Raw genomic sequence first — 12688 nt, 5'->3', positions numbered from 1 at the left:
TTCTTATACTATAAACCATAAATTTTTATGCTTTCCTATAGTATAAAAAAGTAGCGAACACTTTTTTTATTATATACAAATACCCCTTATATTACAAATAAATTACAAATACATTGCATTTATTTCATCAATATTTCAAAAAATGATTAATAGAACTAGCTTCTTTTTTGAATAATGGTCGTCTTTAAATTTTTTCTCTCGTAATACTATCAGTAATGAAGGAAGCAACGCTTTTAAAAAACTGGGAACCTTATTATTACAGAAAGGGCAGTCACTGTAATAACAAGGTTCCCAACGAACTTTTAATTCTTACTTTCTATTCTCATTTTAACGTAGTAAACATTTTCAAGTTCTAAGTATACGTGCAACGAGGATATTGTACGCTAGCCTCGTTTTCTTTATTGGCTTGTTTATCCGTTCCTTGGAAAAAAACAATTTTCCCGCAGCAATATGGATCCCAAGGAAGCAGTGCTCATGTATTTACACTCATACACTCTAGCTGCTCGAATTTTCGCCGCCTCGAACTTCGATGCATAGGCTGTGCTAGTTCGGCGCCTGCAACAAGGATGTTGCGAAATTAGCTGACCGCGAACCTTTTCCCCCTTTTGGAGCACATACTACTAGTTTTCGACCTCATAACTTTTTCAAAGCCTCTTCAATCGGTGTTGTACCTGATACGATTTGAAACTCTTTACCAATTGTCGAACTATCCTCTAAACAGCCAAAAATGACTCCAGCGACATCCTCTCGTGGAATCTCTCCTCGTTCGACTTCAGATGCAGCTTCTATACGTCCTGTTCCCGCTTCGTTCGTTAATACTCCGGGATGAACAATGGTATAGTTTAAATTTGTTCGTCTCAACCACTCATCAGCATAGTGCTTTGCTATCACATATGGGGCAAATGAGGAAGATGCTGCCTGTATTGCTTCACGTCTTGTATCAAATGAACTAACCATTACAAAACGGTCTACACCTGCCATTTTAGCTGCTTCTATTGTTTTAACAGCACCATCTAAATCAACCATAAGCGTCTTATCTTTTCCCGTATGTGAGCCAGACCCTGCAGTAAATACAATGGCGTCAACTCCTTCTGCTGCTTTGGCAATATCTGCAATTTCTCCTTCTAAATCGACCACTGCATTCTCCGCACCTAACTTTTTAAAATAAGCTGCTTGCTCTGGTTTACGAATCATCGCTCTTGCCATATGGTTGCCACTATCTTGAATCAGCTTAACGAGATATTTTCCAATTTGTCCATTTGCTCCTACAACAAGAATTTTCAATATTTCCACCCTTTCACTTTTTTATTTCTTAGTTACTTCCATCGTAAATAGATTGTATGCATATGTCTACTAATCTGACTACTTCACGTTATTCAAATCAGAAGAAATTTTTCTAGCAAAATTAAGTGTCTCATCAATTTGGAACCTTCCACCCAAATTGCCATCCTTACTTTCTACAAATTTTTAAAATTCGTCTGAAAAATTTTTGTGTCCCAGATTTCCTTTAAGAGAGTATATAACACCTTCTATTTTTACACCAAATTGTTTCAAAATTTTCACTCCTTTTATTTACTTTATACCAGCTTGTTTAAGAAAACAGTCTGGAATTTATTGCGAAACATAGAAGATAATCAGATAAGAAAAAATGGAAAGATAGCATATCCGGAAGACGTTGCCATCGAATCAGACGCCTTATTCAAAATAAAGACAGACGGATGCATTGTTGCTGCTCCGTCCCAAGAACTATTAACTAAAATATATTCAATAGTACGCCGACAATTGATATTACTATTAAGAAAATCAAAACTTTGGTTGCACTCCATTTTTTCTTAGAAATTAAATACCAGCAGACCAAAACTGCAATTAGAGGTAAAAGTTTAGGAAAAAAGCCATCTAGGGTTTTTTGGAATTCTATTGCTTCTTCACCATTAGGAATCTTTAAAACGGTGTTTAATTTTACAAAGGACGCAGCTAAGCCACCTACAACCATGATACCTAAAACGGTAAAAGCACTTCTTAACCTTTCAGAGTTGGTTCCTAACAATTCATCAACAGCTTGAATCCCCATTTTATAACCACGCATATATAATAAATATGACAGTGTTAATATGATGGATAAATACCCTATTACATAAACTAAAACTCCGACCGGGTTTCCATTACTGGAAATACCCATTCCGATTGAAAGTAATATCGGGATGATAATACCTTGTATAATGGAATCACCCATTCCAGCAATTGGACCCATTAATCCAGTTTTGACACTATGAATCATTTCATCATTAATCTCTTTACCGTTAGCCCTTTCTTCTTCCATCGAAGCTACAACACCATTTACTAAACTCCCCACTTGTGGCTCCGTATTGTAAAAAACGGTATGACGTTCAAGAGCTTTTTTATAAGCTTCCGGATTATCTTTATATAATTTCTTTAAAATTGGAACCATGGAATGTGCAAAACCATTTGCCTCCAATTTTTCAAAGCTCATAGAAGATAAATGGAACATTGCCCAATTTCTCCAGCCTTTTTTTAAATCTTTTTTTTCTAATTCTGGCATTCTATATCACCCCATCATCATCTTCAATTTGCGATTTACCTAAGCTAATAAAGGTTAGATAAGCTATTAATATACCGAACACAGTCAGTGCAATCATACTATCAGTAAAGAAGACTATAATTACAAATCCCGTAAGAAAGAAAATGAATTGTGTACTTTCTTTTATAAGTAAATTCATCAATAAAGCTATCCCTAAAGCTGGAAGTAATCCGCCTAAAACAGTCATAATTTGAGTAACATCTTTAGGGATAATATCTAAGACTTTTGTTATAAATCCTTGTCCAAAGTATACAGCAAGTGTTACAGGTACAACCCTGAAGATAAAATTCACAATTTGTGGATATACTGCATTGTTATATATAATCCTTTTTTCATTTCCTTCAGATGCAGCTTTTTCTGTTCTTTTATTCCACACCGAATTTAAAATCATTAATAAATTGTGCAGGATTAGCCCGAGTGTTCCAATTCCAACTGACAAAGTAACAGCGACGCCAGTATCTGCATTTGACAAAATACCAAGGGCTATCCCTCCATATGCTGCATATGTTATTTCTGAATTTTGTGTACCTCCTGTAGTAATAGTTGCTATAAACGCTGCCTGAACAGCTACCCCTAAAATAACCCCAGTATGAACATCTCCTAGAATCAGACCGATAATTAAACCTGCAACTAGCGGCCTTCCTAATACATAGTATCCACCAGTAACACCCATTAGCCAAGGGGACGAAATAGACCCTAAATAACAAAAGATACCTATCAATAATGCCTGGATTAACAATACAAGATCCATATTTACCTTTCCTCCCATTCAAAATTAAAAATTCTGTTTTACTCTTGACCATTTCGCGGCTTTCTCATCTGGGATTAACTGAAATTGGATGTTCTTTCCATTAATCTCTAGAAAATCAAAAGCAGATTTTTCTACTTCTGAAATGGTTACATTTTTAGCTATGGTTTTCCCATTAACTTTTGCACTAATTGGACCAACATTAATATCAGTCCCAAAATCGCCGCCTTTTTCAAGAATCTTTTGTAGTGTAATAGGAGTTTTTACAATTAAAAAATAACTCTTTTTTGAATCTATAGCTTTTTTGATTTTCTCAATGCTCTCATTTACTGTAAACACGCCAACCTTAACTCCAGTTGGAGCTGCATTGGTGAATATTTTTTTTTGTATTGGATTTTGAGCAATGTTGTCATCAATTACCAGAATCCCATTACAAGGCTTAAATCTGGACCATCTTGCTACTATTTGTCCATGTATAACTCGATCGTCAACTCTAACTAATGTAATCGTCATTTTCATCTACTCCAATCTATAACTCAATAATTTCAACAGTATTTAAACAAGTTTGTTTTACAAAATTCATTAATTCAGGGATGCTTTCAATAAAACTTATGCTATTGACTATTTCCAAATATGTTGGTAGATTTACTCCCGCTAAAATGGCAAGATTCTTTTTATATGTTAGCGCATATTTTAAACTCTCATTACAAGGTGTTCCACCTTTTATATCACATAAAATGACAACCCCATCATATTCTTCAAACATTAAATTTAGCTTTTCTTCCAGTTTCTTAGCGTAATAATTAACACCTTTATCATTTAGTAAGATATAGCTAACATTATCATGTTTTCCTGTAATCATTTCTCCTGTTTTGATTAAAGCCTCACAAAATGGTCCATGAGACGTTACTAATATTCCTATCACTTAATCAGCTCCTTTAGCTTTAATAACAATGGGCTTTATTATTACTTATAAAGCTTTTAATATTTTTTACAAAACCTCTTGTATACTGAGTAACAAAATAAGATTCTAGTGTTTAAGAATGAAGTCAATTACTGTGTTTAAACACCACCCTTTTCATCATATTGTTATAACCTTATAATGTTATGATAACATTGTTTTTAAACGCTTACTATTAATTTTTTATGACAGAATTGTTACAAATGTATGTTGCACCTTATATCTTGATGGATTCTTTGATCATACAACTTAAACCTGACCCTCAGGAAACTAATCAAATACTTTGCTAAAACTTTTTACCTTTTAACTTTTAAAAGAGGACATATATTTTAATTACGAGCAGCAATAATAATAAAAGTGAAACTTCATGTGTATGTTGTTTTATCCTCTACTGATAAAGACTAAAATTTCGGGCACCTTGAAAACTTTTACTCAGTGTGATAGCTAAACAAGAAGTCTTCCTTACCATTCTAAAAATCACGATGTATTGCTACCGAAGTTTCCATGGGATGTCCCCCGATTAGGCATTTCAATGCCGTTATCTTTCCCATGGATTTGCCTCATATTCTCAATATCTTTTGAAGTAAAAGTCTAACGGTCCAGATGCGGGATAAAAAATCAAGCTGCCTTTGTTCCGAATATGTCATGATTACATAAATATACGGAGATGTTCAAAGGTTTAAAGAAGAATATGACTGTAGAAGACAAATAAAGCTAAATACGCCAAATCGGAAAAGAAAATCCCCTTAAGACAAACAGTTTAGTTGTTTAATCTGTCTACCTTAAAGGGCATGGTTTAGTTTTTACGTTAATTCTTTTAACTTTCTACTCTTAATAAAAGTGAGACAATCGTTCGTATATAGTTTTCCCCATAACTTGTTCTAAAGGGCCAAAATTCCATTTAGCTTCTGAAGCGCAATATATTATCTTTTGCTTCCTTCCACAAAATTACCTCAAATACAGCACTACAAAATTATATTTGCAAGAAGAAGATTGATAAACTATGTTAGTTTTATGTTTTATCATTTGTCATACCGTAATTGATTTCAATTTATCTCTAGTTTTTTCGTTAACTAATTAAAACTTTAAGGCTTTTTAATTAACGTACTCCGAGCATACAACAATTAACTATAAGTAGCTGCAAAAAAAAGATGCGAATTTTCTACAATTTTTTGAGAAATGGACATACCACTTATTTTAAATTTATCTAATAAAAGCCTTTATTGTTCCTACTGTTCTCCCTGTACTTGGTCCATGAGGGGAAATTTTATATCGTTTTATACTTTCAGGAACAATAAATGTCTCACCGTAATGAATAACAAATGGTTCAAATGATCCGTCAATACTTGTAACAATAATTTCCTCACCTTCAATAAGAGTTAAGACATTAACACTTCCATGAGTTTCATGTATAACTTCTGTTGAAAACCAATGACGTCTTGTTTCAATGGGCTCTCTTATATGAAGCCCTGTTTTCTCTTCTATCCAGCCATCCCCTTCTGCAATTTTAACTATTTGGTTACTTGCTTCCCTTTCTATCCAGTCCTCATCTCTTGAGATATCAATATTTTTCTCACCGTGATTTAAATGAATTGGCCTTGGCTTCCCATCAAGATCCACTCTCTCCCAATCCCATAACTTAAAGGTAAAACGATTAGGGGTAGAGCTAATTTCTAATACGACACTATTTTTACCACTACAATGAATCGTTCCTGCTGGTATAGAATAATGATCATGTTTCTTTACCTTTTTACGATAAATAAAGTCTTCATCTGGAAACCTTTTTCCTTCCTCCTGAGCCTTTTTTAAGGCATCTACTAAATCCTGTTTTCTTATCCCCTTTTTTACCCCCAAATAAACAACAGCATCTTCCTCTGCCTCCATAATGTAGTAGCTTTCATCTTGAGTATAATGCAATCCAAATGTTTCTTGAGCATATTCGACTTTTGGATGTACTTGCAAACTTAAATTGTCTCCGTCCATCGTGTCCAAATAATCAAATCGAATTGGAAAACTTGTTCCATACCTTCCGTATACTTTTTCCCCTAATAAAGAGACAGGGTGCTGGTAAACAACATCACTAGCAGGTATTTCGAACTTTGTTCCATTTATTCCAAGATATATGCTGTTCTCTTCAGGAACACAATCAAAACACCAAGCTAGATTTATCTTATCTTTAGCTACATTAAATTTTTCTTGCATCCAATTACCGCCCCAAACCCCTGAATCAAAATAAGGGACTAAGCGAAATGGCCTTTTAACTACTTGAGATAAGGCAATCTGATAATGATGTCCTGAAATCATTTTCGGCTGATGCTCTTTGTTAACATCTAACATAAAGTCAATTTTATCGAACAGACTATTCTTTAGCTTATCAGCAATTCTCCATTCAAAATAGTACGCACGTTTTACCTTACGAAGAGTTTCTTCCTCCCAATTATCTGCTTTCCAATTACAAATTAGCTTTTCTCTAAATCTTAATTGAATTTCCCATCTTGCTAAATTAGTATAAAGCAATAAATCTGAAGGGGTTACTAATGATGCACCTACTCCATAAATAATAATTCTTTTATCTTTGTTCTTGTTGATTTTCTCGACAATTTTATCGAATTTTTCTCTGTCTATAAAATCGTAGAAACTATGATTACTCATAACCCCAAACACTCTATCATCTGTTAAATGATATTGAATTTTAGCTGTAATTTCCTCACTAGTTAAAAAAAATTCATCGGAATGAATGATTAAGTCAGGTTTTAGTCGGGTTATTAAATTATCCATTATTTCTTTTTCAAATGTCCCCGGATAACATTCTATCGTTATAACATTGGCTTTTCTTCTTTTTATTTCATTATCTATGCTCTGCAGTATTTCATCATAACCAATGTATAGATCAATCCCTCCTTTAATATCAATTTTAGGGTATAAATCATAAGCCATAATTATTGCTCCTTCCCTTTTAAGTTTAAATGTATTATTGTTATAACCTTATAACATTCAAGTAAATAATAACAAACTTAAATAGATGTTTCAATAGACATTATAATTTTTTATATTTATAGTAGGTCTCAGTATATTTTAAATGAAAATACCTTACCAATATGTTATAATGTTATAACAATATTTTTCATAGGTAGGAGGAGATATTTTTGACCAATAATGCAATCCCATTATATGTTCAGATAGCAGATCGCTTACGAGATAATATCAAAATGGGGAAGTGGAAAGAAGGGGATAAAATCCCGACTGAGGTGGAATTGTGTAACATTTATGATGTCAGTAGAATTACAATAAGAAAAGCAATTGATGAATTAGTTAAAGAAGACTTACTTCGTCGCCAAAGAGCTAAAGGGACCTTTGTAACCTCTTTTGTTGAGCCTTCAGATAATTTTACTGTTGTAAAAAGTTTTACAGAAGAAATGAGAGAATTAGGCGAAAAAGCACGGACAATGGATGTGAAATTAGAGATAACAGAAGCTGATAAAAGACTTGCAATGTACTTAAACATGAATATCGGCGATAAAGTTATGATACTAAAAAGAATCAGGGGTGATTCTAAACAAGCCTTTGTTTATTCAGTGACGTATATTAAATCGGATGAAAATTTTTCATTAGATCCTAATGATTATTACGGTTCTTTTTACACATATCTTAATGAACATGGAATCCAAGTGAAGGATAATAAAGAAGTTGTAGAAGCTATATTACCAAATTACGAAGTACGTAAAGCATTAAATATCAACAAAAATGAGCCTGTTTTAAAACGAACACGCTTCACTTCGTGTAAATCTAAAAATTTTTATGAATACACAATAAACTATTATATCGGAAATTCATATAAATATTATTTAGACTTCAATTAAATGTCTATAATGTTATAAGATAGACTACGGAAGAGGTTAAATCATATACACGAATAAATTTTTTTAGCTTGATGTTAGTATAAATTAATGGACACAACATAGTTGGATTTTGGAAAATTTGACTAGAATAAAATATAGAAGCGTTGTGTCCAAAATGAAAAATAAAAACATATCCCTGGTACCGGGAAGTCGCATTTTTTACAGTGTTAAACCAAAAAGTTTGTAGAAACGAATATGAAGTTCGTTTTTATCGAATAGCTGGATTTAGTAGAAACTTGAGAATTCGTGGAAAAAAAGACGATTCCAACTATTGCAAAACAAATTCCGCATGCTAAAATGAGTGCCACCCCTTTTTAGCAAAGATGAAGTTGAATCATTATTTCAACTGATTTCTGATTGATATAAACAGCGTAGTCTTGTGATTATATCTAATTTAGAGTTTAGTCAATGGAATAGAATATTGTAGACACATGCCTAAAACCTGTTTTAGTGGGGAGTGTGATTCATCACGCCCATATCTTAGGTTTTACTGGGGATAACTACCGTAAAAATATGCACTTCCATTTATTTCATAACAAAAAGACTGGCAAAGCTCTAAACTTTTCACTTGCAAAATACACTTTTAGTAATGCTTATTATGGTTAGCACATATGTGTAAAGGTTTCATGTCACCGAAATTTTTTTATGACTCCCCGTTGCCCTAAATTATTCAACAAAGAAATAAAAATCTGCTGCTTCAATTCCATTGTGGCTAAATGGATGTAGTGACAATTTGTTGCTACTAATTTATGTTCCCAAAAAGTGCTCTCTTTGATTTAACCTAAGAAAATGTTGATTTGATATGATGCTAGAATTTAATTTTTATATTTTACCTAACTACAACAAAACAGGCAATGCCTCTAAAAAGCATTGCCAGCCAGTTTTTTTTATATTTGAATATCAGTGGTCCATATTTTTTCACATTATTAATGCTTTTTCTCTTTATACTTATGTTTTTATTTGTTCTTTGTCCGATCTAATTATGACCAGATATCAAGCCTTCCGTACAAAAATTATACAGCTGTATAGCCTCGATCAACCAATAGCTTGCTCCTTATACTAGTTTTTGGACATCCTCATTATTAGACACATCTATTTTAATAAAGGTTGTTTTATAATCTTTTCCATTAAGTGAATCTGATAATTCTTTCTCTTTATCTGTTCAATCAGATATAACAACCTTTAGCACTTTTCTTAGCAAAGCTTCATAGCTGTTTACCAATCCACTTGCTCCACCTGATACAACTACTATTTTATTATTCAAGCGCTCAGACATTCATTCCCTCTTCCAACAATTTTATGTTACATAAATGATCCTCCCATACTCTATCTAATAACTAAAGCTCTTTTAATCATGTAAAAAAAGCTACTATATCATCTTTCGCCCATTTTCAAGTTAATTGTCATTCTAATTAATCCTCTTCATTCTCCACTTTTTCAAATAACACTTCTGGAATCAATTCAAATCCTTCAATCATCGTATTTTCTTCAACTTCAATCATAAGGCTCAGTTTCCCCCCGAAGTGGATCTGCCGAACAAATCTTAGATCCTGTGGGCTGATTGAAATATCCGCTATTTTTGTCTTTATTTTAATCGATTTGGAAGTAGGTTTTGGCACGATGTTATTTGCTTTTAACTCATATTTTTCATCATCAATCACCGTCTTAAATGCCTCTTCTACCTTTTCTGTATCGACATCTTTTACACCACTGCTCTTTAGAACTCTTTCTACATCTTTATAGTCTAGCTTCGGTACTTCTTCCTCCTCTTCACTTTCTTCGATAACATGATAGATCTCATCGTATACATTGGAAAGCGTTGATGTATTAATGCGTTCGCCTGCGACTTTTTTCACGATTTCCTCAAAAACAATTTTATCTTCTTCTGCAGTCATTATCTCCTCAGCATTGAGTACTTCTTCAATGAAGTGATAATTTAATTCATTCGCTTTTCCTGCTGAATAAAGAACATGATTCACATCAGCAGCATTATCCGTAAAGCAAGGGAATAAAAATCCCGATATCGGCGCTTTCAAGTTAATAATCGGGTCGACGACGATATTATATTTAAACTCTTTTTCCACATAGTCAAATAGCAATTCTTTCTTCGGATCTTGCGTTTTGTTCATACTGCATAAAATAAATGAGTTCGAGTATACCGTATCTCGTTCACTTTCTTCTGCTTCTTCACTCTGTCGTTTCATCGGTTTCATATATTCGCCGCGAATAAACGTTACAACAATGTCCATTTCATATTGCTTATCGTTTAGCATTTTTTCTACCAGTCGAAGCATATGTTCCTTCCATTCTTCCATATCACTGCTTAATAGACCTTGGTGCAAAATGAGCTGACTATTATCCTCTGCCTCTCGGTGAAACTTTAATTCAAATAATTTTTGGTCAAGTTGCCCAGTTAATACTTTTTTAAAATTGGCCATGAAGAGTTCTTTCTGTTCATCTTCTAGTAATTCAAATGGCGTACTTTGATGATGATAAACCTCACTCGATTCTTTCATGATATATACATTAAAAATTTCATTGATCTTTAATAGATCATTATTCAATTTGAACTGCTTGCGAATATTTGCGATGTCTTTCTTATTCAATCTCGTTTCACTCCTATGTTGGTAATCAGCATATATATTAAGATATGCACTTTCCATCTTATCATAGATGCTATTTCGTATGTCTGCATATACGGAAAAATTTCGGTCTAACTTGTTCCTTCTTTACAAGTAAAAAGCTCTCACAAACATGTATTAGCACAACATTTGTGAGAGTTTTTGTTTTTTATTATGAATAGTCCAGCTAACTATTACGTAAAGTTTTATTTAGCAGATGTTTATGGTAGCTTATATTCGAAATTATACTCTTACACTTTATCTGCCGCAGCATTTTTTATACTTTTTCCCGCTTCCACAAGGGCACGGCTGGTTTCTACCGATCTTCACAACCTTTTGACTAGAACTGGAATTAGACTTTTGGCCAGCACTTGAATTGGGCTTAGAAGTTAGCAATGAACTTTTTTCTATTTCCAATAATTCATAGGGGGCATGTCCTTTAAGGAACCATTCCCTCGTGTTATTCATCAGATGAATAATTTTATCCATTAACGCTTTCACCGCTTGTTCACTATCAAACTCTAAAACATGAGATAAGTATTTTAAAACTTCGCCTGAACCCTCGCCCGATTTAATTGCATGTGCGCACTCTTCCACAATAGCATCCGCATCTGCTTTATCCATTTCATAATTTCGTGTCAGAAAATGAACGAGCTGCTGATAACTAGCATTTCTATCCACAAATCCTGGTTCACCAGCTTCAAGAAGTTGTTGTTCTGTAAACGGATAGAAAGGTACACTTTCTCTCATTTTCTGTTCTTGCTTTACTTTTTTCGGTTCCAAGACGTCAATATGTGAGAAACCTTCCATATCAATAACAATTTCAGGACAAAAATGCATAGAGTCTGCAATAACATCTACAAAGGATTTAAAATCAATGTCTTCCTTCATATATTTTTCTACCATATGAATCATCTGATGTACGTTTAATACACCATAATAATATAATAAACCACGTGTAAGCTTAATCCATTTTGTATTTCGCTTTATGGTCGCTCTTACGTTGATATCATGTTTCAAAGCTGTAATAGGAGCAAGCATTTCTTCGGGCACAGTTAAAACTCTATTTCCTTCCAAAGTTCCCGTGTATACCAAACCTGTACGACGCAGATATTCCATTTGATCATGATCTAAATCTGGTGCAATTATTTTCCCACCATTTTCCGCGATATTCAACAGTACTTTGAAACGGTCCATATCCCATAAAAATATTAACCTCTTTAGATGTTCTGGAATATTTTGTTCTAAAACTTGAATGAGCTCAGCTTTCTTCAAACTGCTTGCATTTTTTATATCTAGCTTTTTTCTAATAGTATCTAATTCAGCCTTTGTATATCTGTTCAGCGCATCATGCAATGTCAATGGAAAAAGAATTTCCTGCCATTGTTTTTTAGATTGCTTTTTTAATCTTTCTATTTCTATTCTTTCAAATTCCTCAAATACATGTTCTATATTTATATCTTCTTTATTCATTACATACACCTCTTCTTTTTCATTATAAATGATGAAGTACTAGTATCCAATAAAAATAACTAAGAGATAAAGTGAATCTTCAACAGTGGGGTTTTCCTTCATCCCCCACTGATTGTTAGTACCGTAATGGTATGACCTAAAGACCGCTTACGAAATAGGTCATTTAGGTGCTGTTATCTACCTTAGACTTGTTGCTGTATAGATTATCTAACTCTTGAAGTGGGAATCTTACAAACCTTATATACGGGATAAATTGTAAACTACTTCAGACCTCAATAGCCAATATAGCTAATCTTTTGCAGTAGATTAGATGGATTGCCACTATTCTACTCCATAAAAAAGAAACTGCGTAACAAGAGCACCCAAATGCTCTCCCTTACACAGTTT

General features: G+C 33.4%; 9 protein-coding genes. 1 reads left to right on the top strand and 8 read right to left on the bottom strand.

Going from position 1 to position 12688, the window contains the following annotated elements:
• Positions 1–633: 633 nt before the first annotated feature.
• The 6 genes from KBP50_RS03900 to KBP50_RS03875 all read right to left on the bottom strand — a co-directional run bounded on the left by KBP50_RS03900 (position 634) and on the right by KBP50_RS03875 (position 7248).
• Positions 634–1287: an SDR family oxidoreductase gene (locus tag KBP50_RS03900; protein WP_050350435.1), complete on the bottom strand. Its 654-nt coding sequence runs from the start codon at positions 1285–1287 to the stop codon at positions 634–636.
• Positions 1288–1753: 466 nt separating this feature from the next.
• The gene (locus tag KBP50_RS03895; RefSeq protein ID WP_050350089.1) at positions 1754–2560 is read right to left on the bottom strand and encodes a PTS system mannose/fructose/sorbose family transporter subunit IID; all 807 of its coding nucleotides are present in this window, start codon (positions 2558–2560) and stop codon (positions 1754–1756) included.
• A gap of 1 nt (position 2561) precedes the next feature.
• Positions 2562–3350, bottom strand: coding sequence for a PTS mannose/fructose/sorbose/N-acetylgalactosamine transporter subunit IIC (locus KBP50_RS03890; RefSeq protein WP_050350088.1), 789 nt, complete (start codon positions 3348–3350; stop codon positions 2562–2564).
• Positions 3351–3374: 24 nt separating this feature from the next.
• Entirely contained in the window at positions 3375–3860 is a 486-nt protein-coding gene (locus KBP50_RS03885) for a PTS sugar transporter subunit IIB (RefSeq protein WP_050350087.1), read from the bottom strand.
• A gap of 16 nt (positions 3861–3876) precedes the next feature.
• Entirely contained in the window at positions 3877–4272 is a 396-nt protein-coding gene (locus KBP50_RS03880) for a PTS sugar transporter subunit IIA (protein ID WP_050350086.1), read from the bottom strand.
• A 1239-nt stretch (positions 4273–5511) separates the two neighbouring features.
• On the bottom strand, positions 5512–7248 hold the full coding sequence (locus KBP50_RS03875; protein WP_201778438.1) for a class I mannose-6-phosphate isomerase: 1737 nt from the start codon (positions 7246–7248) through the stop codon (positions 5512–5514).
• A 206-nt stretch (positions 7249–7454) separates the two neighbouring features.
• Between KBP50_RS03875 and KBP50_RS03870 the strand changes: the two genes are divergently transcribed.
• The gene (locus KBP50_RS03870) at positions 7455–8168 is read left to right on the top strand and encodes a GntR family transcriptional regulator (RefSeq protein WP_076362092.1); all 714 of its coding nucleotides are present in this window, start codon (positions 7455–7457) and stop codon (positions 8166–8168) included.
• A gap of 1451 nt (positions 8169–9619) precedes the next feature.
• On the opposite strand, the gene KBP50_RS03865 is transcribed toward KBP50_RS03870, so the two are convergent.
• On the bottom strand, positions 9620–10813 hold the full coding sequence (locus KBP50_RS03865) for a DUF4317 domain-containing protein (RefSeq protein WP_050350083.1): 1194 nt from the start codon (positions 10811–10813) through the stop codon (positions 9620–9622).
• Positions 10814–11086: 273 nt separating this feature from the next.
• Entirely contained in the window at positions 11087–12301 is a 1215-nt protein-coding gene (locus tag KBP50_RS03860) for a Rho termination factor N-terminal domain-containing protein (RefSeq protein ID WP_050350082.1), read from the bottom strand.
• Between the last annotated feature and the right edge of the window lie 387 nt (positions 12302–12688).

The sequence above is a fragment of the Virgibacillus pantothenticus genome, from assembly GCF_018075365.1.
Taxonomy (GTDB): Bacteria; Bacillota; Bacilli; order Bacillales; family Amphibacillaceae; genus Virgibacillus; species Virgibacillus pantothenticus.
Note: the sequence above shows the minus strand (reverse complement) of the source record. Positions and strands in the feature narration are given on the sequence as shown.